General features: G+C 66.6%; 21 protein-coding genes. 13 read left to right on the plus strand and 8 right to left on the minus strand.

The annotated features are described in order from the left end of the window. Window positions 1-25 precede the first annotated feature (25 nt). From folD to guaA, 3 genes are all read left to right on the plus strand, one after another. Entirely contained in the window at window positions 26-937 is a 912-nt protein-coding gene (gene folD, locus OZ10_RS05240) for a bifunctional methylenetetrahydrofolate dehydrogenase/methenyltetrahydrofolate cyclohydrolase FolD (RefSeq protein WP_039409743.1), read from the plus strand. Window positions 938-1,118: 181 nt separating this feature from the next. Then, window positions 1,119-2,576 carry an IMP dehydrogenase gene (guaB, locus tag OZ10_RS05245; protein ID WP_039409741.1) on the plus strand — a complete coding sequence of 486 codons (1,458 nt, stop codon included), beginning with the start codon at window positions 1,119-1,121 and terminating at the stop codon, window positions 2,574-2,576. A 122-nt stretch (window positions 2,577-2,698) separates the two neighbouring features. Then, complete coding sequence (gene guaA / locus OZ10_RS05250) at window positions 2,699-4,264, plus strand: glutamine-hydrolyzing GMP synthase (protein WP_039564078.1); 1,566 nt, start codon at window positions 2,699-2,701, stop codon at window positions 4,262-4,264. A gap of 692 nt (window positions 4,265-4,956) precedes the next feature. On the opposite strand, the gene OZ10_RS05255 is transcribed toward guaA, so the two are convergent. From OZ10_RS05255 to OZ10_RS05280, 6 genes are all read right to left on the minus strand, one after another. After that, the gene (locus OZ10_RS05255) at window positions 4,957-5,880 is read right to left on the minus strand and encodes an NADP-dependent oxidoreductase (protein WP_039409733.1); all 924 of its coding nucleotides are present in this window, start codon (window positions 5,878-5,880) and stop codon (window positions 4,957-4,959) included. Window positions 5,881-6,090: 210 nt separating this feature from the next. Beyond that, window positions 6,091-6,768: a TetR/AcrR family transcriptional regulator gene (locus tag OZ10_RS05260; RefSeq protein ID WP_039564092.1), complete on the minus strand. Its 678-nt coding sequence runs from the start codon at window positions 6,766-6,768 to the stop codon at window positions 6,091-6,093. A gap of 361 nt (window positions 6,769-7,129) precedes the next feature. After that, the gene (locus OZ10_RS05265) at window positions 7,130-7,771 is read right to left on the minus strand and encodes a DUF8082 domain-containing protein (RefSeq protein ID WP_039564080.1); all 642 of its coding nucleotides are present in this window, start codon (window positions 7,769-7,771) and stop codon (window positions 7,130-7,132) included. A 44-nt stretch (window positions 7,772-7,815) separates the two neighbouring features. Then, window positions 7,816-8,943 (minus strand): Cache 3/Cache 2 fusion domain-containing protein, encoded by a 1,128-nt coding sequence (locus OZ10_RS05270; protein WP_039409727.1) that lies wholly within the window; start codon window positions 8,941-8,943, stop codon window positions 7,816-7,818. 390 nt (window positions 8,944-9,333) lie between these two features. Further along, on the minus strand, window positions 9,334-9,975 hold the full coding sequence (locus OZ10_RS05275; protein ID WP_039409725.1) for a response regulator: 642 nt from the start codon (window positions 9,973-9,975) through the stop codon (window positions 9,334-9,336). After that, window positions 9,968-13,060: a sensor histidine kinase gene (locus OZ10_RS05280; RefSeq protein ID WP_039564081.1), complete on the minus strand. Its 3,093-nt coding sequence runs from the start codon at window positions 13,058-13,060 to the stop codon at window positions 9,968-9,970. Before OZ10_RS05280 ends, OZ10_RS05275 begins: the two co-directional genes overlap by 8 nt. A gap of 474 nt (window positions 13,061-13,534) precedes the next feature. Here OZ10_RS05280 and OZ10_RS05285 point away from each other — a divergent pair, with 474 nt between their 5' ends. The 7 genes from OZ10_RS05285 (at window position 13,535) to OZ10_RS05315 (ending at window position 19,155) form a co-directional block, all read left to right on the plus strand. Next, window positions 13,535-14,008 carry a helix-turn-helix domain-containing protein gene (locus OZ10_RS05285; protein WP_039409720.1) on the plus strand — a complete coding sequence of 158 codons (474 nt, stop codon included), beginning with the start codon at window positions 13,535-13,537 and terminating at the stop codon, window positions 14,006-14,008. Further along, window positions 14,005-14,661, plus strand: a complete 657-nt coding sequence (locus tag OZ10_RS05290; protein ID WP_039409717.1) for a hydrolase — start codon at window positions 14,005-14,007, stop codon at window positions 14,659-14,661. Before OZ10_RS05285 ends, OZ10_RS05290 begins: the two co-directional genes overlap by 4 nt. Window positions 14,662-14,669: 8 nt before the next feature. Continuing rightward, a complete protein-coding gene (locus OZ10_RS05295; protein WP_081419321.1) occupies window positions 14,670-15,095 on the plus strand; it encodes a DoxX family protein in 426 nt (141 codons plus the stop codon). A gap of 113 nt (window positions 15,096-15,208) precedes the next feature. After that, the gene (locus OZ10_RS05300; protein WP_202902983.1) at window positions 15,209-17,050 is read left to right on the plus strand and encodes an amidohydrolase; all 1,842 of its coding nucleotides are present in this window, start codon (window positions 15,209-15,211) and stop codon (window positions 17,048-17,050) included. A gap of 85 nt (window positions 17,051-17,135) precedes the next feature. Next, entirely contained in the window at window positions 17,136-18,764 is a 1,629-nt protein-coding gene (locus OZ10_RS05305; protein ID WP_039409708.1) for an MFS transporter, read from the plus strand. 5 nt (window positions 18,765-18,769) lie between these two features. Next, a complete protein-coding gene (locus tag OZ10_RS05310; protein ID WP_039409767.1) occupies window positions 18,770-19,000 on the plus strand; it encodes a DUF1427 family protein in 231 nt (76 codons plus the stop codon). Then, entirely contained in the window at window positions 18,997-19,155 is a 159-nt protein-coding gene (locus OZ10_RS05315) for a XapX domain-containing protein (RefSeq protein ID WP_039409705.1), read from the plus strand. Before OZ10_RS05310 ends, OZ10_RS05315 begins: the two co-directional genes overlap by 4 nt. A 170-nt stretch (window positions 19,156-19,325) precedes the next feature. Here OZ10_RS05315 and OZ10_RS05320 read toward each other — a convergent pair whose 3' ends face one another. Both OZ10_RS05320 and OZ10_RS05325 read right to left on the minus strand, forming a co-directional pair. Continuing rightward, window positions 19,326-20,150, minus strand: a complete 825-nt coding sequence (locus OZ10_RS05320; RefSeq protein WP_039409765.1) for an alpha/beta fold hydrolase — start codon at window positions 20,148-20,150, stop codon at window positions 19,326-19,328. Window positions 20,151-20,664: 514 nt separating this feature from the next. After that, a complete protein-coding gene (locus OZ10_RS05325; protein WP_039564094.1) occupies window positions 20,665-21,999 on the minus strand; it encodes an Nramp family divalent metal transporter in 1,335 nt (444 codons plus the stop codon). A 143-nt stretch (window positions 22,000-22,142) separates the two neighbouring features. Between OZ10_RS05325 and mntR the strand changes: the two genes are divergently transcribed. The 3 genes from mntR (at window position 22,143) to orn (ending at window position 23,790) form a co-directional block, all read left to right on the plus strand. Then, window positions 22,143-22,610, plus strand: a complete 468-nt coding sequence (gene mntR / locus OZ10_RS05330; RefSeq protein ID WP_039409702.1) for a manganese-binding transcriptional regulator MntR — start codon at window positions 22,143-22,145, stop codon at window positions 22,608-22,610. Window positions 22,611-22,639: 29 nt separating this feature from the next. Then, window positions 22,640-23,134: a tRNA adenosine(34) deaminase TadA gene (tadA, locus tag OZ10_RS05335; RefSeq protein WP_039409763.1), complete on the plus strand. Its 495-nt coding sequence runs from the start codon at window positions 22,640-22,642 to the stop codon at window positions 23,132-23,134. Between the two features lie 71 nt (window positions 23,135-23,205). Continuing rightward, entirely contained in the window at window positions 23,206-23,790 is a 585-nt protein-coding gene (gene orn / locus OZ10_RS05340; RefSeq protein WP_039564095.1) for an oligoribonuclease, read from the plus strand. Window positions 23,791-23,805: the final 15 nt, after the last annotated feature.

Raw genomic sequence — 23,805 nt, forward strand, 5'->3', positions numbered from 1 at the left:
CCTTCGACTCTACACCTGACGCCCCATGACCGCTTCCGCGCCAGCTGCTTCCGCTCCGGCCCGCCTTCTCGATGGCCGGCGCATTGCCGAGGAGTTGCTCGACGGCCTGAAGTTGCGGGTGGATGCGCGCATGGCCGCCGGCAAGACACGGCCGGGCCTGGCAGTGGTGCTGGTGGGCGGCGACCCGGCCTCGTCGGTGTATGTGCGCAACAAGCGGCGTGCGGCGGAAAAGGTGGGCATCGAGGCCTTCGACTACGACCTGCCGCAGGGCACCAGCGAAGCAGAGCTGGCGGCACTGATCGACGAGCTCAACGCCGATCCCAAGATCCACGGCATTCTGATCCAGCTACCATTGCCGGGCATTCCAGATGCCAACCGGCTGATCCAGCGGATCGACCCGCGCAAGGACGTGGACGGCTTCCATCCGCAGAACGTCGGGCATCTGGCATTGCGCGAATTCGGCCTGCGCCCGTGCACGCCGCGCGGCATCGTGACCCTGCTCGGGCATACCGATCAGCCCGTGCGCGGGCGCAATGCGACCATCGTTGGCGTGAGCAACCACGTAGGCCGCCCGATGGGGCTGGAGTTGCTGATTGCCGGTTGCACGGTGACCAGCTGCCACAAGTTCACTCCGGCCGACGTGCTGGAAGCCAGCGTGCGCAATGCCGACATCCTGGTGGTGGCGGTGGGCCGGCCCGGGCTGATCCCTGGCGAATGGGTCAAGCCGGGCGCGGTGGTGATTGATGTCGGCATCAACCGGCTCGAGGATGGACGCCTGGTGGGTGATGTCGGCTTCGACGCCGCCGTGCAGCGGGCCGCGTGGATCACTCCGGTGCCGGGCGGGGTCGGGCCGATGACGGTGGCCACGCTGATGCAGAACACCATCGAGGCCGCTGATGCGGCCGGGAGTGGGGATTCGGGATTGGGGATTCGTTAAAGGCAACGGCAAAGCGCATGCGTCGGCCGATCCGGATTGCGTCCGCGATTGGCAGGCCATCGGCATCCTGACGAACGGCATGGCGGTGCAAGGCGGCGCCTTTGCCAATCCCGACTCCCGATTCCCCACTCCCGGCCCCAATGCGTTAAAATGCCGCGCTTCCCCAAACTCGGGTCCGCCGATGCTACGCATCCAGGCTGAAGCTCTTACCTACGACGACGTCTCGCTCGTCCCCGCCCATTCGATCGTCCTGCCCAAGGATGTCAGCCTGGAAACCCGGCTGACCCGCGATCTGCGTCTGAAGCTGCCGATTCTTTCGGCCGCGATGGACACGGTGACCGAACACCGCCTGGCGGTGGCCATGGCCCAGTTGGGCGGCATCGGTATCATCCACAAGAACCTGACCCCTGCGCAGCAGGCGGCCGAAGTGGCCAAGGTCAAGAAGTTCGAGTCCGGCGTCATCACCGAGCCGTTCACGGTGAGCCCGGACACCACCATCGGCGAGGTGATCGCGCTGACGCGTGCGCGCAACATCTCCGGCGTGCCGGTGGTCGATGGCAGCGAACTGGTCGGCATCGTCACCAGCCGCGACATGCGCTTCGAAAAGAAGCTGGACGATCCGGTCCGCCACATCATGACCAAGAAGGATCGCCTGATCACCGTGCGCGAGGGCGCCAGCGACGAGGAAGTGCTGGAGCTGCTGCATCGCAACCGCATCGAAAAGATCCTGGTGGTCAACGACAGCTTCGAGCTGCGTGGGCTGATCACGGTCAAGGACATCCAAAAGAAGACCGACAACCCCAACGCGGCCAAGGACAGCGCCACGCGACTGCTGGTGGGTGCGGCCGTGGGCGTGGGCGGCGATACCGAACAGCGCATCGAGCTGCTGGCCGCCGCCGGCGTGGACGTGGTCATCGTCGACACCGCGCACGGCCATTCGCAGGGCGTGATCGATCGCGTGGCCTGGGTCAAGAAGACCTATCCGCAGTTGCAGGTGATCGGCGGCAACATCGTCACCGGCGATGCCGCGCTGGCGTTGATGGATGCCGGTGCCGATGCGGTCAAGGTCGGCGTGGGCCCCGGCTCGATCTGCACTACGCGTGTGGTCGCAGGTGTGGGCGTGCCGCAGATCACCGCGGTGGACATGGTGGCCGAAGCGCTGCAGGACAGGATTCCGCTGATCGCCGATGGCGGCATCCGCTATTCCGGCGACATCGGCAAGGCGCTGGTGGCTGGCGCGTCCACGGTGATGGTCGGTGGCCTGCTGGCAGGCACCGAAGAGGCGCCGGGCGAGGTCGAGTTGTTCCAGGGCCGCAGCTACAAGAGCTATCGCGGCATGGGCAGCCTGGGTGCGATGGAGAAGGGCTCCAAGGACCGCTATTTCCAGGACGCTTCCGACGCCGACAAGCTGGTCCCCGAAGGCATCGAAGGACGTGTGCCGTATCGCGGCCCGGTCGGCGGCATCATCCATCAGCTCATCGGTGGACTACGCGCGACCATGGGCTATGTGGGCTGCGCCACCATCGAAGAGATGCGCACCAAGCCCAAGTTCGTCAAGATCACCGGCGCCGGCCAGCGCGAGAGCCACGTCCACGACGTGCAGATCACCAAAGAGCCGCCGAACTATCGCGCTGGATAATATGGGAATGGGGAATCGGAAATCGGGAATCGTAAGAGCCCGCCGCTTCCTCGTCCGATGGTGGCTGGCGCCACGTTTGCTGTTGCGATTCCCCAATCCCGATTCCCGATTCCCGGCTCTCAATGACCAACATCCATAGCGACAAGATCCTCATCCTCGATTTCGGCGCGCAGTACACGCAGCTGATTGCGCGGCGCATTCGCGAGCTGGGGGTCTATTGCGAGATCTGGGCATGGGATCATGATCCGTCCGAGATCGCCGGCTTTGGCGCCAAGGGCATCATCCTGTCCGGTGGGCCGGAATCGACCACGCTGCCGGGCGCGCCGGCCGCGCCGCAGCAAGTGTTCGACAGCGGTTTGCCGGTATTCGGCATCTGCTATGGCATGCAGACCTTGGCCGCGCAGTTGGGCGGTGCGACCGAAGCCGCCGATCAACGCGAATTCGGGCATGCCGAGGTGGACGTGGTGGCGGCCGATGCGCTGTTCTCCGGCCTGACCGACCATGCCGGCGCAGCGCGCCTGAATGTATGGATGAGCCACGGCGACCACGTCTCGCAGGTGCCGCCGGGTTTCACCATTACCGCCGTGACCGACCGCATCCCGGTGGCCGCGATGTCCAACGAAGACAAGCGCTGGTATGGCGTGCAGTTCCATCCGGAAGTGACGCATACCTTGCAGGGCCAGACCCTGCTGCGCCGCTTCGTGGTGGATGTGTGCGGCTGCCAGACGCTGTGGACCGCGGCCAACATCATCGACGACCAGATCGCCCGCGTGCGCGAACAGGTGGGCGAGGATGAAGTGATCCTGGGCTTGTCGGGCGGTGTGGATTCGTCGGTGGTCGCGGCACTGTTGCACAAGGCGATCGGCGACAAGCTGACTTGCGTGTTCGTCGACACCGGCCTGTTGCGCTGGCAGGAAGGCGACCAGGTGATGGCGATGTTCGCCGAGCACATGGGCGTGAAGGTCATCCGCGTCAATGCCGCCGACCGCTATTTCAGCGCGCTGCAGGGCGTGAGCGATCCGGAAGCCAAGCGCAAGATCATCGGCAACCTGTTCGTGGAGATCTTCGACGAAGAATCCAACAAGCTGGCCAATGCCAAGTGGCTGGCGCAGGGCACGATCTACCCGGACGTCATCGAGTCGGCCGGCAGCAAGACCGGCAAGGCGCACGTGATCAAGAGCCATCACAATGTCGGTGGCCTGCCCGAGCACATGAAGCTGGGCCTGGTCGAGCCGCTGCGCGAATTGTTCAAGGACGAAGTGCGTCGCCTCGGCGTCGAACTCGGGTTGCCGCGCACGATGGTGTATCGCCACCCGTTCCCCGGTCCGGGCCTGGGTGTGCGCATCCTTGGCGAAGTGAAGCGCGAATACGCCGAGTTGCTGGCCAAGGCCGATGCGATCTTCATCGACGAACTGCGCAAGGCCGATCTGTACGACAAAACCAGTCAGGCATTCGCGGTGTTCCTGCCGGTGAAATCGGTCGGCGTGGTAGGCGACGCACGTGCCTACGAATGGGTGATCGCGCTGCGCGCAGTGGAGACCATCGACTTCATGACCGCGCATTGGGCGCACCTGCCGTACGACTTCCTCGGCACGGTGAGCAACCGCATCATCAACGAACTGCGCGGCGTCTCGCGCGTGGTCTACGACATCTCCGGCAAGCCGCCGGCGACGATCGAGTGGGAGTGAGGGGCCGTCTGGCCCGACCAGCGTTCGCTAGCTCCAGCACACCGAAAGCCCGCTTTATGCGGGCTTTCGGCTTTCAGCAGACGTTCCGGGCGGGGTGATGCATAACGATTTGCCGGCAATCAGGCCACGTCCCGTGACGGGTTCCGGCAGGTCCAAGCCTCAGCTGACGCCGCGGCGAGCACTCACGGTGCGGAGTAGGGCCGGGTGGGGGAGCCGATCGCCTGACGCACTGCGCGGACATCGCGTGCGGGAGGCGCGCCGAACTGACGGAGATATTCGCGGCTGAATTGGGAGGCGCTCTCATAGCCGACGACGAAGGCGACATCTCTGAGCGGAAACGCCACCTGTCTCTGCCAGTCTATCGTGGGATCGCGCATACCCACGCCAGCAGGGCACAGAGTGGTGAGCCGCCGTCGTGGCCAAGATGCTCTGCACGTGGCCGCGTGTCTTGGACAAACAAGTGATGCAGAACGGCAGCGGCTTGCCCTCCGTTCTGCATGACCTTGCCACTCTCACTTCGATGCGATTGCGTGGCGTACCGGGAAGCGCGCTGCGGTCGTGCATGTCGCTCAGGCATGCAGTGGTTTCACGGGACCGCAGTGAGCCATCACCCGGCAATGCCGTTCGCTATCGCAACGCAGGGACGCTGCAGCCAAGAGAGGGTGGGTTGGTCGTATGGTGATCCGGGCGCGTCAGACGAGCGAGACAACGATCTTGCCGCGTGCCTTGCGCGAGGTCAGGCGCGCCCAGGCCTGGTCGAAGGCGTCGATGGATGCAGTGCTGTCGATGACCACGCGCACACCTTGCGCGACGATGGATGCCACCAGCTGATCCAGACGGTCTGCGTAGGGTTTTGCATAGAACATGCTGGCCAGCACGCCGTGTGCATTGGCGGCTGCCTCGTCCGGTGGCATGGCCGTGGAGACCAGGCGTCCACCCGCACGTAGCACCGCATACGACTGCGTCTGGGTGTCGCCGCCGACCAGGTCCAGCACAACGTCCACGTTGGACGCGATGGCGGTGAAATCCTCTGCGGTGTAGTCGATGACTTCATCGGCGCCCAGGTGACGGACCAGGTCCAGGCCATCACCGGAGGCCGTTGCGATGACGCGGGCGCCGGCCTTGCGCGCGAACTGCACCGCAAAACTGCCTACGCCGCCGGCAGCGGCATGGATCAACACGGTTTCGCCTGCCTTGAGACGCGCGGCGGAGAACAACGCATGCCATGCGGTGATGCCGGCGGTGGGAATCGCAGCGCCTTCGGCCGCCGACAGGCCGGGCGGCAGCGCGACGCAGGCGGTGGCCGCGACGGCGGCGAATTCGGCAACCGCGCCGCTGCTGCCGGCATCGGTCCAGACCAGCACACGGTCGCCCGGATGCCACTGCGTCACTGCAGCACCGACGCGTTCGATCACGCCGACGAAGTCGGTGCCCAGGGTGATGGGCAGGGGGATATCGAAAAAGTGCCGGGCAACGCCGGAGACCACCAGCGCGTCGAGCGGATTGAGTGCAGCGGCGTGTACGCGCAGCAGCACCTGATCCGACGCGATGTCGGGCACGGCAATGTCTTCCGTGGCGGGACGGTCATTGAATCGATGGAGACGGACAGCTTTCATGAGGTGCTCCGATGGAGTTGAACGAGGCGACGCTGCGTGCGGCAGCTATCGTGGCGGTGGTGCAGGTGTTGCGTCGGCCAACGCCCGGTGAGATGAGCGGCAGGCACGGTCAGGCACGCCAGATCGACCGACCAGGCGAAAACGCGAGATGCAATGCACGGCAGTGGGTCGTTACCGCATCGCCGCGTGGTGGATGCGGGGTGCTGCGGGTTATCCGCTCTGCGCCTTGACGGTGCGCTGGCCGACCGTTGCGCCCTGCAACAAGGTACAGACCGCGTTGCCGACGATGATGTCGATTTCCGACGTGTGCAGTGGCGGGCTGATCAGGCCGACGATTGCCAGCAACTTGACGTGGCTGGCGGTCATGCTCATGAACTGCTCGGCCAGCACGTAAGCGGACAGGCGATCAGTGAACTGGCCGGGGGCATCGCCTTGCTGGGTGGCGATCCACCTGGCCACCTTGTCCTGAATCTTGAGGTAGCTGGCATTCAACATCGCCTGCGCGATATCCGGGAAGCGTTTGCCCTCGTTGGTCAGGATGCGATGCACGGCCAGTGTGTGCGGCGACAGCGCAGTGCGCACGAGGCGATGGCCGAGTGCAGGCAATACGTCTGCAGGATTGCGCCCTTCGATGACCAGCGCATCGAGCGGCTTGGCCATCTCTGCGGCCACATGCAGCATCGCCGCCTTGAACAGCCCTTCCTTGCCGCCGAAATGCGCATAGACATTGCGTCGCGAGCCACCAACCGTGGCGATGAGGTCGTCCACCGAAACAGCATCGAAGCCCAGCTCCAGAAAGCGCTCGGACGCCACCACGATGAGGTCGTGGATGCGCTGGGCACCCTTGGACGTGCGGTGGATCGGGGCGTCGGAGTGCGAGATTGCCATGGGCTTGATCGTGTATTTGGTGAGGTACAGTACCGTACCATTTGGCGAACGCAAGCGATTTGGTGTTTTCCGTGGTGCATCCGACTGTTGGGTACCGGGCGTTCGACAGCGGCGAACAGCGCGCCGAGCAGCTGGTCGAGCGGTGCGGCTGCAACGCGGCAGCGCGTGCCGATGTCCGCCCACAGGCTGGCGGACGCGCAAAAAAAACGAGCGCCAGGCGCTCGTCTGTTCTGGCTGTGGAGACCGAGGTGGCTGATGCGTCCCGCTGACCAAGTGCTGCAACCGCGGGGCTTTGTTGCTGCTAGCGCAGCCGCCGTGAGCGATGCCCGGACCCAGATTGCCGGACGCGATAGCGCTTGCCTCAGCGCACCTTGGCCAGCGCCACGCGGGCGTCGGCCATGAACTTTTGCGCTTCCTGCGGCGTAGCCAGGTTGGCGCCGAGCTGGCTGAGGACCTGTTCGATATCGCTGGAGGCTTCCCAGGCTTCGTCGCAGAGCATGCCGGCGATCGGGCCGAGATAATTCAATGCGACCTTTTCCAGCGCATCGCGAACCTGGTCGTCCGGTGCGCCCGCGCCGCCAGTGGCCGAGGGTGCAAGGCCTGACGGGGCAGGGGCCTGCGCTGCGATCGGTGCCGGCGCAACCGGCGCCGCTGCGGGCGCGACCGGTGCACGGGCTGGTGCCGGCGCACCGCCCAGGTCCTGCTCGAAACCGCCCATCAACCACTGGCGGGAGTCTTCGCTCAGCAGCGACGGCTTGCCCATGCCGGCACCGGGGTCGACCTGAAAGCGGGCCTTCGCCGCACCGACCATGGTGAGGCGTTGCACGGCTTCGTCATTGCGCAGCATGCGGAAGACCACTTCTTCGATCTGCCCGGCATTGATGCGAACGATGCAGGAATGATTTTCTTCGGTGACGACAAACAGAAAGCCGGACGCCTTCTTCAATGCCAACGTCCTGAGCTCGCGCAGGACATCGATCAGCGGACGGAATTCAGTGGACATGGCGTCTTCCTTGCAGCATCGGGTACGGAATGGGTGACAGCGGCTCAGCGTTTGCTGAGCCGCTCCATGGCCAACCGGACGCTATTGGACAAGCGGGAGATGGCACGCGCCAGGGTACCAATTTCATCCTTGAGATTGACCTCGGCGATGGTGTGGTTCCACTTGCCCAGGCTCAGTTCTTCGGCCACGGTGGTCAAGTGCTGGATCGGGCGCAACACGCGGTTCCAGATCAACGCCCACTGCAGGCCGAGCAACAATGCGCAGACCAGCAGGCCGATACCGGCGATCCACAGCGACTGGCGCACGATCACGCCATTGACGTCGCTCTTGGGATACGCCGACACCAGGGTGAAGCCCCAATCGGGCACTTCCTGCTTGGTCACGACCCAGTCGTCTGGGCTGTCCTTGACGATGCGCTCGATGGTGGCGGTGTCGGTGGTGGCGCCGGTGGTGGACTGGAAGCGCAGCGTGTTCTTGCTGTCGAATACGGCGATGAAGCCGGAGTCGAGCACGCGGCGGCTGCTGACCACGTTTTCCAGGGCCTGCGTGTCGGCTTTGTAGCCGACGTACCAGGCGCCGATGACGCGCTTGTCGCTGCCGGCGAAGATCGGCTCGTAGCCAGTGACGTACGGGTTGCCGAGAATGTCGACCACGCCATAGAAGCTTTCGCCATTGCGCAGCTTGGCGGCGGCCTGGCCGTTGGGATCGAGCACGGTGCCGATGGCGCGGCTGCCGTCGTCCTTCTTGACGTTGGTGGAAATGCGCACGAAGTCGTCGCCGGTGCGCGAGAACAGCGTGGCGGTGCCTTCGTGAATGGCGGTGACGTCGTCCAGCATGGTGAAGACGTTGGCCTGCGGGCGCTGGCCCAGCAACAGGTCGTTGGCATTGCGATCGGCGACGCGGATCTCGCTGCCCACGCTCGGTGCGCCCAGCGCATTGGCCTCCTTGCGCAGCTGGCGCATGGAGGAATTGACACGGTCGAGCATCATCGAGCGGGTGACCGCGAACAAGGTCTGCAAGGACACCGACTGGCGCTCGATCGAGTCGCCGGCTTCGAACTTGACCCGGTTCGCTTCGGTAATGGCCAGAATGACCGTCAGTGCCACCACCACGACCAGCACCAAGGCCAGCACCGGCAACAGCAGGCGCACCCGCAAAGAGTGACGAAGCATTGCAATTCCCCTGAACGCGTTTAAATGATTGAAACGATGGCCGCCGCGGCGTCGTGCGGCGGTCGGACGTAGCCGTTATCGGCTGTCACCCATGATGCTGAAGCGGCCCCCATGCCGCTGGCGGTGCATTCGATAGCTCAAGCCGATCCATTTGACAGGGTGCACCGATCGAGGCGTGCGCCTTGCGTTCAAGAATGCGCGACCGTGTTGCAAGTTGGCGGAGTGGACCGGGGCGACTGCAGCCCGAGGCGCGCGCTTGCCGGACCAGTCCAGATCAGTACTTTCGCCAGTCACGCTGCCGCGCTGCAGGTCGGCATGGCTGCAGGCAAAGCGTCGTGGGTGAAGTTCGATCCCGCTGTTCGATCGATGTGAGCCGGGCACCGGTGTCGCTCAGGTTTCCAGCGACAGGATTCCGCGGCGCAGCGCAACGGTGACCGCATGGGTGCGATCACGCACGCCCAGCTTGGCGAGAATGTTCTTCATGTGCGCCTTGACCGTCTCTTCGGCGATGGTCAGCGCAGTGCCGATCTGCTTGTTGGAGCAGCCGGTGGCAACCAGGTTGAGCACCTCGGTCTCGCGGGCGGACAGTGCGTCATCGAGCACGTGGGCGGCGATGTTTTCGGCCACCGACGCCGGTACATGCCGGCGCTGGCCACGGCGCACGTCGCGGATGGTGTCGACCAGTTCGCGCCGTAACGCGCTCTTGAGCAGGTAGCCGCAGGCGCCTGCCTGCAGGGCGCGCACCGCACGCACATCGCCGGTGTAGGTGGTCAGCACGATGACCTTCGCAGACGGGTCGACGCGGCGGATGCGCTGGATGGCTTCCACGCCATCCACGCGCGGCATCTGCAGGTCCATCAACACCACGTCCGGGCGCAGGCGGGTGTAGCAGGCCACCGCCTGTTCGCCGTCTTCGGCCTCGCCCACCACGCGCATGTCGCATTCGGCGGCAAGCATGGCGCTCAGGCCATCGCGCAGCAACGGATGATCGTCCACCACCAGCAGGTCGGTTGGTTTGACCGTCTCAGCCATTGAAGCTCTCCATGGAGCGTGCGTGTCCAAAGGGCCACCACCAGCGCGGCGGCCGTGCGTAAGCGGTACGGGCGGGTAGCACGATCTGGATCTCGGTGCCGCTGCCCGGACGCGACCACAACTGCATCTTGGCGCCGATACGCTGCGCGCGTTCCTGCATGCCGGTCAGCCCCCAGTGCCCGGTGCGCGCCTGACCATGAAGCACGTCCGGGTCCAGGCCGCAGCCATCGTCGCGGATGCGCAGCGTGAAGTCACGTGAACCGTAACGCAGTTCCAGCGCGATGCGCGTGGCCGCGGCATGCCGGTCGGCGTTGGCCAGTGCCTCGCGGCCCAGCTGGAACAGTTCGTCGGCCACCAGCGGACGCAGCGCCACCGCTCGGCCGTCCACCAAGACCTGCAACTCGGCCGCGGGCGGGGGCATGCTGGCGTTGCGCGAGCGCTGCAGCGCGGCGGCCAGGTCCTCGCGCAGCGAGTAGCTGTCGCGCAGGCCGTTGACGCGGTCGCGGCCCTCGATCAGGGCGTTCTCGGCCAGATCCACCGCTTGTTCCAGTTCCAGCCGGCGTGGGTCGTTCCAGGGCAGCGAGCGGCTGGCGGCATGCAGCCGCAGGATCAATCCTTGCGTGCCCTGCAACAAGGTGTCGTGCAGCTCGCGGGCGATACGCTCGCGTTCGCGGTACCGCTCTTCCAGTCGAGCCCGCAGGCGTCCGGCCACTTGGCGTGTGCGCATGCGCCACAGCAGGGCAAGGGTCAGCAGCAGCGCCAGTGCGGCGCAGACCTGGAACTGCCAGGTCTGCACGAAGGCCGCCTCGATGACGAAATCGAGCGTGTCGCCGCGCGCGTTCCAGACGCCATCGTTGTTGGCGGCGGCGATGCGGAAGCGGTAACGGCCCGGCGCCAGATTCGTATAGAACGCCTCGTTGCGATTGCCGGCGTCCTGCCAGCGCGCGTCCACGCCCTCCAGCCGGTAGCGAAAGCGCATCCGCTCGGGGCGGGTGAGGCTGACCGCGTCATAGCCGATGCGCAGGCGGTCGGTCCACTTGGGCAGGCGCAGGCCGTCGTCGCGCGGGTAGGGCCGGTCATTGGCGACGATCTCGGTGATGAAGACATCCGGCGCGGTGGGATTGCGGTAGGTCTGGTCCGGGTCCAGCCAGGCCAGGCCCTGGTTGGTGGTGAACCACAGCAGGCCGTCATCGGCGGCGATGGCGGTAGGCACCGGCGTGGCCTGCTGGGCGATGCCGGGCAACCCATCCATGATGTCGTACAGCCGCATCGGGCCGACCACGCCAGCGCGCACGCTGCTCAGCAATGCCCGTTGCGCTACCTGCACCACGCCACGGTTGCCGTTCAACCACAGCATGCCGTGCCGGTCCTGCACGATGCCGGTGATGCCCTGCAGCAGCGGCGCGCTCTGGTCGGCCACCTGATGGAAGCGGCCATCGGCGCCGAGCACGGCCAGCCCGGTCTCGCCGGCGACCAGGGTGAGCGTGGGGCCGTGCCAGATGGCGGTGATCGGCCCCACCGACAGGCCATCGACTGCGGCGTAGCGTTTGAGTTGTTGCCCCTGCAGCACGCGCACTTCGCCCTTGACGGTGCCCACCCACAGGCGGCCGTCCCGGGTCGTGGTCAGCACCGAGCAGGGCGTGTCCTGCAGCGTGGCAACGGGCATCCATGCCTTGCCATCGAAGACATGGGGGCCGCCGGCATCCGGGCAGACCCATGGCTGGTCGTGGCTGTCCACCATGAAGGCGCGAACGGCGCCGGGCGTCGCGCCGAGCGGCAACGCCACCGCCTGCGCATGGCCGGCCTGCAGACGCAGCAGGGCGTGTTCGCCGAGCACCCAGCCTCTGGCGCTTGCGGGCACTGCCAGGGTGCTGGCGGCAGGCGCGCCGTGCTGCAGGCGCCCGATGCGCTCGCGGCTCAACGCGAGCACGCGGTCGTCGCGCAGGCTGGCCAGCAGCGGGCCGGGCGAGGCGCCCGGCGCGGTCGCAAAGGTGGCCACCGCCATCGGCTGGCCCGGCAGCAACGCGGCCAGCGGCAGCAATGCGCGGTGTCGAAAGCGATTCAGGCCCAGATTGGTGCCGGCCCACAGGTTGCCTTCGCGATCTTCGAGCAGGGGCCCGGCGGTCGCCGAGGTCAGCCCTTGCACCGGACCGAAGCGTTCCAGCACCGGTGCCGGGGCTGCAGGCAGGGCGATGCGGAACACGCCGTGCGCGGCATAGTCGCTGCCCCACAGCGCGCCATCGCGCATGAAACGGATGCGCCGTGCGAAGACGCCGGGAAATTGCGGCTGGGCGCGCGCACTCGCCGGCAGGACCTGGCCCTTGGAATCGGTCAACGCGAAGACGCCGCGGTAAGGGTCGGCGACCCAGATTGCGCCGTCCGGGCTCTCGGCCATGGTGACGTACAGGCCCACCGGCTGGCCGCTGGGTTCGAAGCGTCGCGCGCCGGGGCGCAACGACAGAATCTGGGTGCCGTCGCTGACCCAGAGCACGCCGCGCACGTCGCGCAGCAGCCAGTGGGCGCGCGCGGCCGTGTATCCCCAATCGGCGCCGGCACGCCGCCAGCGTTGGCCATCGAACCAGCACAGACCGCCATCGATGGCGGCCCACATGCGCCCGCTGCCATCGTGCTCGATCCGGAACACCATGCCGTCGGGCACGTCCCTGCCTGGGGCGAAGTGGGTGAGGTGACCGTCTGCAAGGCGGTCGATGCCGGCGTTGAAATAGCCGATCCACGCGGTGTCGTCCGGTGCCAGCGACAGCGCGGTCATGTTGTGCGATGCATAGGCCTCGCCATCCGGCGGCGCCTGCCGCGTGAAGCGCTCGCCATCGAACTGGAACAGGCCGAAGCCGGTGGCCAGCCACAGCGGGCCGGCGTCGGCCTGCTGGATGTCCCAGATGTCGGCCGGCGCACCGCGCTCGGTGCTCCAGGCGGTGTGGTGGAACTGCAGCAGTCCGGCTCGGGTCGCGACGATGTCGCCACGTGCGGCGAGCGCGCACCACGGCAAGCCACTGCACACGACGACGAGCACCGCTGCGCACAGGCGAAACAGCAGGCGTGATCGGATGACGGGGGCATGCGGCATCGCGGCATTGTCGGGCGAGATCGGGGGAAGCACCACCACCTCTTTCGGGGGAGGGACGTCCGGCGCCAAATCGGGTACGCACGGAATGACGCGCAGTCACGCCTACCTGCACGCAGCGCGCATGCATCACGCACTGCGCGCTGGCGCGCTCGCAGTCCGCGGCGTGCCAACGCTGGTCTGCAGAGGATCGTTGGCCTTGCATCGCACGGCTGTGGCAGTGGCGTTCGCTCTGCCGCCCGTGCTCACCTGCGCCGCTGTCTGCAGGGCAGCCTCACACCGCAACTTGGGCAAAGACGGCGCAGCGACGTGTGGCGCCAGCGCGCACGGCGCAGTGCTGTGATGACCAACACGCCGCTGCATCGTTAGGGCGGCATGCCGCTCCCCCGAAAGAGTGAGCGATCGGCCTCACCATCAGGGGTGGGGCGATGCGGGGGCTCGCCGCACCATGGCGGCATTCCCCGCCGGAGACGCCGCATGGCACGTCTGATTGCCACAGATCGCCCCGATCTGCATGCCGCTGCCACGCTGTCGCCGCATGCACCACGCACACGTGCGGTGGCAAGAGCGCTGCACTACATCGAGACGCACCTATACGAGCCGATCGGCGTGGCCCAACTGGCCGGCGCTGCCTGCATGAGCCGTTTCCATTTCGCACGGGTGTTTCGCGACGCCATCGGCGCCAGCCCGATGGAGTACCTGCGCCGTCGTCGGCTCGAATGTGCGCAGGCCATGTTGCGCGAAGGCCGCCACACCATCAGCCAGATCGCCACCGATCTGTGCTTCTTCGATCAAAGCCATTTCGTGCGCAGCTTCCGCAACGCCACCGGCTGCACGCCGGCGCGTTTTGCCGCGCAGGTTGCAGTCGATGGCTGTCTGGCAATACCCGCACCGCGTGCACATCGGCACACCGGTCATTCCTTTTCCACCTCCCAGGAGCAACACGCATGACCACTGCCACCGCCGTCCCCGGTAACGCCCTGCTGTCGCCCGGCGATCACACCTTGATCCTGATCGACCACCAATCGCAAATGGCCTTTGCCACCCACACCATCGACATCTCGGCACTGCGCAACAACGTGTCGCTGATTGGCAAGGGTGCCAAGGGCTTCAAGGTGCCGGTGATCCTGACCACCGTGGCGGAAAAGTCGTTCTCCGGCCCGCTGTTTCCGGAGTTGCCGGACATCTTTCCGGGTGAGCCGGTGTTCGATCGCACCAGCATGAATGCCTGGGAAGACCAGGGGGTGATCGACCGCGTCAATGCCATCGGCAGGCGGCGCCTGGTGATTGCCGGGCTTTGGACCAGCGTGTGCATCGTCGGCCCGGCCCTGTCGGCCATCGAGCAGGGCTTCGAGGTCTACGTCATCACCGACGCCTGCGGCGATGTCAGCGACGAAGCGCACGAACGCGCCGTCACCCGCATGGTGCAGGCCGGCGCCGCGCCGATCACCAGCGTGCAGTACCTGCTGGAGTTGCAGCGCGATTGGGCGCGTGGCGACACCTACGAGCTCACCACCGGCATCGCACGCGCACACGCGGGCGGTTACGGCATCGGCATCCAGTACGCCAAGAGCATGTTCGGCGCCCAGGAAGGCGGGCATTGAACGCACCTATGCCACGCAGTGAGGCCGGTAGTGCTGCGGCATTGTTGATGCTGCGCATTGCCGGCGGCGGCTTCCTGCTGCCGCACGGGCTGGGCAAATTGCTCGGGTGGCTTGGTGGACCCGGGCTGGGTGGTTTTGCAGCAGAGCTGCAGCAGTTCGGGCTTCCGTCCACCACCCCGTTGCCGTTGGTGCTGGCGTTGGTGCAGACGCTGTGTGGGCTGGCGGTGCTGGTCGGGGCCTGGACCCGTGCGAGTGCCGCGTTGGCGGCGCTATTCATCGCCACCACCGTGCGGGTGGCGATGCCGAAAGGCTGGTTCTGGATACATGGCGGCATGGAATATCCGTCGATGTGGCTGCTGGTGTTGCTGGCGCTGGTCGCCGCCGGCGCTGGTCCGTGGTCGCTGCATGGGCTGCGCCGGCGTGGTGCAGCATGAGCCGCGTGCCGGGCGATCACGATGCCGGGCGGCGCCTGCTGATGCAGGGCGCCGCGGCCGGTCTTGCGCTGGGCGTGTTGCCCGGTGCTTCCTCCGCTTCAAGGACGCCTGGCATGGCCGATCTCGTCGTTCGCAATGCGCGCATCACCACGCTCGATCCGCGTCGGCCCAGTGCCACCGCAGTTGCCGTCAGCGCTGGGCGCATCCTCGCGGTTGGCGACGATGCGCAGATCATGGCCATGGCTGAAGGCGCCCGCATCATCGATGCACAGGGACGGCGCCTGCTGCCCGGCCTCAACGACAGCCATACCCATCTGATTCGCGGCGGGCTCAACTACAACCTGGAATTGCGTTGGGATGGCGTGCGTTCGCTGGCCAATGCAATGGCCATGCTCAAGGCGCAGGTCGATCGCACTCCGGCGCCGCAGTGGGTGCGCGTGGTCGGCGGTTTCACCTCGCATCAGTTCGTTGAAAAGCGCCTGCCCACGCTGGAAGAGATCAATGCGATCGCGCCGGATACACCGGTGTTTCTGCTGCATCTGTACGATCGCGCCTTGCTCAATCGTGCGGCCTTGCGTGCCTGCGGCTACGACAAGAACACGCAGGACCCGCCCGGCGGGCGTATCGAACGCGACAAGCTCGGCAATCCCACCGGTCTGCTGCTGGCCAAGCCCAATGCACTGATCCTGTACGCAAGCCTCGCCAAGGGCCCGCGCCTGCCGGTGGAATACCAGGCCAATTCCACCCGCCATTTCATGCGCGAACTTAATCGCCTGGGCATCACCTCGGTGATCGATGCCGGCGGCGGCTTCCAGAATTATCCGGAGGACTACCAGGTCATCGAACAACTGCATGCGGCCGGCCAGTTGAGCGTGCGCATCGCCTACAACCTGTTCACCCAGAACAAGGGCAAGGAGGTGCAGGACTTCCGTGGCTGGACCGAGCTGCTACCGGTGCGCAAGGGCGATGACCTGCTGCGTCACAACGGTGCCGGCGAAATGCTGGTGTTCTCTGCGGCGGACTTCGAATTGTTCAGCGACCCACGGCCGGAGCTGCCGCCGGAGCTGGAGCCCGAGCTGGAGCAGGTGGTGCGGCTGCTGGTCGAAAAACGCTGGCCGTTCCGGATCCACGCCACCTACGACGAAAGCATCGAGCGCATTCTCGATGTGTACGAGAAGGTCAATGCCGACATCCCGTTCGATGGCCTGCACTGGTTCATCGATCACGCCGAAACCATCACGCCGCGCAACATCGACCGCATCCGCGCGCTGAATGGCGGCATCGCCGTGCAACACCGCATGGCCTACCAGGGCGAGGCGTTTGTGGAGCGCTATGGCGTGCAGGCGGCGCGGGACACGCCACCGGTGCGGCGCATGCTGGCTACCGGTGTTCCGGTGGGCGCCGGCACCGATGCCACGCGGGTGGCCAGCTACAACCCGTGGGTGGCGCTGTCGTGGCTGGTGACCGGGCGCACCGTCGGCGGGCTGGCCCTGTACGGCGAGGAAAACTTGCTCGATCGCGAGCAGGCGCTGCGCCTGTGGACCCAGGGCAGTGCCTGGTTATCCGGCGACGAGTCCACCAAGGGCACCCTGGAGGCCGGGCAGCTGGCGGACTTCATCGTGTTGTCGGACGACTATTTTCGTGTCGACGACGCCGCCATTGCCGACATCACCAGTGTGCTCACCGTCTTGGGCGGGCAGGTGGTGCATGGCGATGGCGACTTCGCGGCGCTGGCACCGCGCTTGCCGCCTGCGATGCCGGACTGGTCACCGGTCAACCGGTTTGGTGGCTACCACGTGGGCGGCGGAGCCAGTGCACTGGCCGGCGCCGCGCACGTGCATGGCCACGGCTGCCAGGCGCACGGGCCGTACCAACATGCGGCCCAGCATGCAGCACCCAGCGACGACCTGCGCGGTTTCTGGGGCGCATTGGGTTGCTCATGCTTCGCGTTCTGACACCGGCCGCGCGGCCACGCGCAGACAGCTGCGTGTGGCCGCGCTGCGCCATTCGTCCTGCTTCGTCACCTGGAGCCTTGCTGCAATGACTTCTTCTGCCGCACCTGCCGATGGCGGTGCCTGGGCGCCGCTGCGTGCGCCGATCTTCCGTGCGCTGTGGCTCGCGATTCTGGGCAGCAACATCGGCACCTGGATCAACGATGTCGCCGCATCCTGGGTCATGGCCGAGCAGACCGGCTCACCGCTGATGGTGGCCGCGGTGCAATCGGCCACCACCTTGCCGGTGGTGCTGTTTGCCCTGGCCGCCGGCACCCTGGCCGACATCGTCGACCGCCGCCGTTATCTGATGCTCACCCAGGGCTGGATGCTGTTGGTGGCCGGCGCGCTGGCGGTGCTCGCGCATCTGCACCTGCTGACTCCCTGGGTTCTGGTGGCACTGACCTTTGCGATGGGCATGGGGGCGGCGATGGCCATGCCGGCACAGGCGGCGATTGTGTCGGAACTGGTGCCGCGCCCGATGCTGGCCTCGGTGGTGGCGCTCAATTCGATCGGCATGAACATCGCGCGTTCGATCGGCCCGGCGATCGGTGGGCTGATCGTGGCGCAGTTCGGGCCGCCGTGGGCGTTTCTGCTCAACGGGGTGACCTTCGGCCTGATGTTGCTGGTGCTGTGGCGCTGGCGCCGCGAGGCGGATGCTTCGGCGTTGCCGCCGGAGAGTTTCGGCGCGGGCCTGCGTGCGGGCCTGCGCTACGCCGCACGCGCAGGGCGCCTGCAGGCGGTGCTGATCAAGGCCGCCGGGTTCTTCCTGTTTGCCAGCGCATTGACGGCCTTGCTGCCGCTGGTGGTCCGCCACGACATGCAGCTGGGCGCCGGCAGTTACGGCATCCTGTTGGGCTGCATCGGCATTGGCGCGATCAGCGGTGCGCTGCTGCTGCCGCGCCTGCGCGCGCGCTACGACCGCGACCTGCTGGTGTTGGTCGCCACCGTGGTGTGCGCGGCCTCGTTGCTGGGGCTGTCGCTGTCGCGTCAGCTCGGCGTGTTGTGCGTGGTGATGGTGGTCAATGGCCTGGCCTGGATCAGCGTGTTGTCGTCGTTGCAGATCGCCGCGCAGACCGCAGTGCCTGCCTGGGTGCGCGCGCGCGCACTGTCGTTGTACATCGTGGTGTTTTCGGCAGGCATGGCGGCCGGCTCGCTGCTATGGGGCGCGCTGGCGCAGCGCACCTCGATCGCGGTTGCCTTGCAGATCGCCGCCGCCGGCGCAGTCATCGCCGCGCTGCTGGTCAAGCGGGCGCGCATTGCCGGCACCGAACAGCTGGACCTCGCACCCGGCGGGCACTGGCCCGCACCGGCGCAATCGGACGCGGTGGAACACGATCGCGGCCCGGTGCTGGTGACGGTGGAATACCGCATCGCCGCCGATGCGCGCCTCACGTTTCTGCAGCTGATGACGCAGCTGGGCAACGCGCGACGTCGCGATGGCGCGGTGGTCTGGGGTATTGCCGAGGATGCGGCAACGCCCGGAGTGCAACTCGAGTACTTCATCGTCGCCTCGTGGTTGGAACACCTGCGACAGCACGAGCGCGTCACCGGCGATGACCGCCAGCTGCAGGAACAGATCCGTGCCCTGCATCAGGGCGAACGCGCGCCGGTGGTGCGCCACTTCATCGGCGGCGGCGGTGCGGCAGTGCCGCCGCATGCGCATTCGGATATCTGATGGCCGTGAACTGGAAGTTCATCGGCGGTGTCGTGCTGGGCGTGGCCATCGGCGTCGGTTGCCGTGCCGCCGGCATTCCATCGCCAGCACCGACGGCCTTCGTCGGCGCGCTGCTGGTGCTGGCCATGACATGCGGCTATGCAGTGGCCGACCGGTTCCTGGCCCGGCGTGCCGCACGTCATCTGACGCATTGCGGCGGACCCAGCGGCCGCAGTGCTGGGCAGGGCGACGCATGAGCCTGGCATTGCTCGGGGTGCTGCTTGCACTGGCGATTGGCGTTGGCTGTCGTCTACTCGATCTGCCGTTGCCGGCACCGCCACGCCTGACCGGTGCGCTGCTGGTGGTGGCAATGAGCGGCGGGTTCCTGCTGGCCGACTGGTTGCTGCAATAAGGCAGCGCTGCACCTGGATGCTGTTGATGCAGACAGCAGTGCCGCACACACCCAGCTGAAGACTGCTCGCACCGTTGATTCAGCCCTTCCCGGATCCAGCATCAGCATCGTCAACGCAGAAAGGGCCGGCTCTCACGAGCCGGCCCTTGTCGTGCGCGTGACAGCAGCGATCAGGCCTTGGCGAACGCCAGCAGATCCTTGTTGAACTGATCGGCGTGGGTGAGGGTCAGGCCATGCGGCGCGCCCGCATAGATCTTCAGCTCGGCATTCTTGATGATCTTGGCCGACAGCTTGGCCGATGCATCGATCGGAACGATCTGGTCGTCGTCGCCATGCACCACCAGTGCCGGCACATCGATCCTCTTCAGGTCGGCGGTGTAGTCGACCTCGGAAAATTCCCTGATGCAGTCGTACTGCCCCTTGTGGCCGCCCAGCATCCCCTGCAGCCAGAACGAGTCGCGCATGCCCTGGGTAACCTTGTTGCCATCGCGGTTGGCACCAAAGAACGGCGTGGCCAGGTCCTGGTAGAACTGCGAGCGGTCCTTGGCCACGCCGTCGCGGATGCCGTCGAACACGCTCATCGGCAGGCCGCCGGGATTGGTCGGGCTCTTGACCATCTGCGGCGGCACCGCGCCGACCAGCACCACCTTGGCCACGCGCTTGCTGCCATGACGGCCCACGTAGTGCGCCACTTCGCCACCGCCGGTGGAATGGCCAACCAGGATGGCATCCTTCAGGTCCAGCGCGTCGATCACGGCGGCCAGGTCGTCGGCGTAGGTGTCCATGTTGTTGCCGTCCCAGGTCTGGCTGGAACGGCCATGGCTGCGGCGGTCATGTGCGATGACGCGGTAGCCGTGCTGCCCCATGAACAGCATCTGCGCGTCCCAGGCATCGCCGCTGAGTGGCCAACCGTGTGCAAACACGACCGGCTGGCCCTTGCCCCAGTCCTTGTAAAAAATGGCGGCCCCGTCGGGGCGTTTGACGAAATTGGACATCGGGTTGACTCCGTGAGTGGACGAGTGGGGTGGGGTGGCAGACGCGGGACGAGTGGGCGTCGCGGCCATGGCAAACGTGGGCAGCGACAACGCTGCCATGGCTGCCGTGCCGGAGATGAGAAAGCTGCGGCGTCCGGCATCGGCCGGGTGCGCCTCGAACGGATCCATAGAAACTCCTGTGGGCGAGGGCATGCAGCCCGGCGGTCGCATGGCGCAGTGCATCCCATGCGGCGCGTGCCCACGCCATTGGGTGCGGCGCAGTCACGGACGTGCCGGTGCATCTGCGCAGTAGACCGCTTGCAGGGCCGTTGCAGATTGCATCTGCGTGCGCTCTGCTACCTGGATGCTTGTAGGCGTGAGCGCGTCGCTCACTGCACGTGGCAGGGTCTGCCCGTCAGCGCGCAGGAGTGCGAGCGGGCCGCTTCTGCCCGGCGATCAATCGATGGGCTGCGTCGTGCGCACGCGCGCGGAGCGCACGAATGCGATGTCGAAGAGCGCACTCTGCACGCGACGCTCAGTGCAGCGCGGTGGCCCACAGCAGCTTGCCGTTCAAGGCCACGATCACTGCAGCAATCAGCCAGGCCACGCGCACCAGCCACGCCGGCGCCACCAGCGCGCCCATCAGTTGGCGGTCGGCGACGAAGCGCACCAGCGGGATCACCGCAAACGGCAGTTGCATCGACAGCACCACCTGGCTCAGCACCAGCAGCCGCGCGGTGCCGGCTTCGCCGTACAACCAGGTCACCACCACCACCGGCACGATGGCGATGCCGCGGGTCAGCAACCGGCGCAGCCATGGCGGCAGCCGCAGTTGCAGGAAGCCTTCCATCACGATCTGCCCGGCCAACGTCGCGGTCACGGTGGAGTTGACGCCAGAGGCGAGCAGGGCGACTGCGAACAGGGTCGAGGCCAGGCCTACGCCCAGCATCGGCGCCAGCAGCGCGTGCGCCTGTTCGATCTCCTGCACGTCGGTGCGGCCTTGCGCATGAAACACCGCTGCGGCCAGGATCAGGATCGAGGCATTGATGAACAATGCGAACATCAGCGCCACCGTGCTGTCGGTGACCGCCCAGCGCAGTGCCGAGCGCCGTCCGTCATCGGTACGCGGGTACGCACGTGTCTGCACGATCGAGGAATGCAGGTACAAGTTATGCGGCATTACGGTCGCCCCGATGATGCCGATCGCCAGGTACAGCGCCTGCGGGTCGGTGACCACGCGCGCGTGCGGAATGAAGCCGCCCAGCACCGCCGCAATCGGCGGGGCCGCCAGCGCGATCTGGATGCCGAAACACACGAAGATGATCAGCAGCAAGGCCATCACGAATGCTTCCAGCGCACGGAAGCCCCTGTGCATCAACAGCAGCACCAGCACCACATCCACTGCGGTGATGATCGCGCCCAGCGTCAGCGGGATGCCGAACAGCAGCTTCAACGCAATCGCCGTGCCGATCACTTCGGCCAGATCGCAGGCGATGATCGCCAGCTCGCACAGTCCCCACAAGGCCAGATTCACGCCGCGCGGGTAGCGCGCCCGGCAGGCCTGCGCCAGGTCCAGGCCGGTGGCAATCCCCAGCCGCGCCGACAGGCCCTGCAGCACGATGGCCATGATGTTCGACAGCAGGATCACCGACAGCAGCAGGTAGCCGAACTGCGAACCGCCGGCCAGGTCGGTGGCCCAGTTGCCCGGGTCCATGTACCCCACCGACACCATGTAGCCCGGCCCCAAGAACGCCAGCAGCCGGAACCACCAGCGGCCACCGCCAGGGACGGCCACGCTGGCGTGGTGACCTCCCAGCCCACCAGTGGACGCGGCGGGCAAACGGACAGACGCAGGGGTATCGGTGGACATGCGCGGCAGGTAAAGGGCGGTCAAGGGGATGATATAGCAAGTGCTATGCTGTTGAGCATTGGCAAACTCAATCGTATTGATTGGCCGCGTGCCTCAAACTAGGCGCCCCGGCAGCGAGGCCGGACGGGATGACGAGGACAAGGGTGGGCAAGAGCGAAAAGCTGGAGGCGGCCACGCCGTCCCTGATCGATGCGCAGGTGCATATGGAGAGCTTCCGCCAGGTGCGCGAAGCGCGCCGCGCCGAGCTGGTCGAGGATTACGTGGAGCTGATCTCCGACCTGCTGGTGGACGGCGGCGAGGCGCGCCAGGTCGATATCGCCGCGCGCCTGGGCGTGGCCCAACCCACCGTGGCCAAGATGCTCAAGCGCCTGGTGCGCGATGGCTGGGTGGTGCAGCGGCCGTATCGTGGCGTCTTCCTGACCCCGGCCGGCGAGGCATTGGCCGCGTCCAGTCGCCAGCGGCACCAGATCGTCGAACGCTTCCTGCTTGCCCTTGGCATCGACGAGGCCACCGCCCGCCGCGACGCCGAGGGCATCGAGCACCATGTCAGCGAGGCCACCGTGGCGGCCTTTGCCGCGTTTCTGGACCGCCAGGGCGGTCCGGCCGCGTGAACGCGTCGGCCGACGCACCGGCCGGTGCAGTGCTCGATGCGTCCCAGGCGGCGCTCGACACGCGCTGGATGCAGCACGCCTTGCGCCTGGCCGAGCGTGCCGAGCGCGACTATGACGAGATTCCGGTAGGGGCGGTGCTGGTCGACGCAGCCGGCACACTGCTGGGCGAGGGCTGGAACTACAACATCGCCAGTCACGATCCCAGCGCGCATGCCGAGATCATGGCCATGCGCGAGGGCGGCCGCCGGCTGGCCAATCACCGCCTGATCGGCTGCACGCTCTACGTCACCCTGGAGCCATGTGCGATGTGCGCCATGGCCATGATCCATGCGCGCATCGCGCGCGTGGTGTTCGCGGCAAGCGACCCCAAGACCGGCGCCTGCGGCAGCGTGTTCGACCTGCTTGCCGACCCGCGCCACAACCACCGTGTGCAGGTCAGCGGTGGGGTGCTGGCAGCCGACGCCAGTCTGCGCCTGACCAATTATTTCCGCGCCAAGCGCGGCAAGCCGCCGCTGCTGCCGTGAGCGGCTTGCCGCGGTATGATGCGCGCCCTTTCCAGCATCCGGCCGGCGACGGCTCTCCACAGGACCGCGATATGGCAGACACCCTTGCAGGCAACGACCGACTGATCTGGATCGATCTGGAGATGACCGGCCTGGATACCGATCGCGATTCCATCATCGAGATCGCCACCATCGTGACCGATGCGCAGTTGAACGTGCTTGCCGAAGGGCCGGAACTGGCCATTGCCCATCCGCTGGAAACCCTGGAGGCGATGGATGAGTGGAACCGCAACCAGCATCGGCGCTCGGGACTGTGGCAGCGCGTGCTGGACAGCCAGGTCACCCATGCGCAGGCGGAAGCGCAGACCGTGGCATTCCTGAGCGAGTGGATCCGCGCCGGCGCTTCGCCGATGTGCGGCAATTCGATCTGCCAGGATCGCCGCTTCCTGCACCGCCAGATGTCGCGGCTGGAGCGCTACTTCCACTATCGCAACCTGGACGTCTCCACCATCAAGGAGCTGGCGCGTCGCTGGGCGCCGACTGTGGCCAACGGGTTCGCCAAGAGCTCGGCGCATACCGCACTCAGCGACGTCCGCGATTCCATCGACGAGCTGCGCCACTATCGCCAGTTCATGGGCGCACTGGGCGGTGACACCGAGGCAGGCGTGCAGGGCTGATCGGGGCGCTGCATC

Origin of the sequence: Xanthomonas cannabis pv. cannabis (assembly GCF_000802365.1) — a bacterium.
Classification (GTDB): Bacteria; Pseudomonadota; Gammaproteobacteria; order Xanthomonadales; family Xanthomonadaceae; genus Xanthomonas; species Xanthomonas cannabis.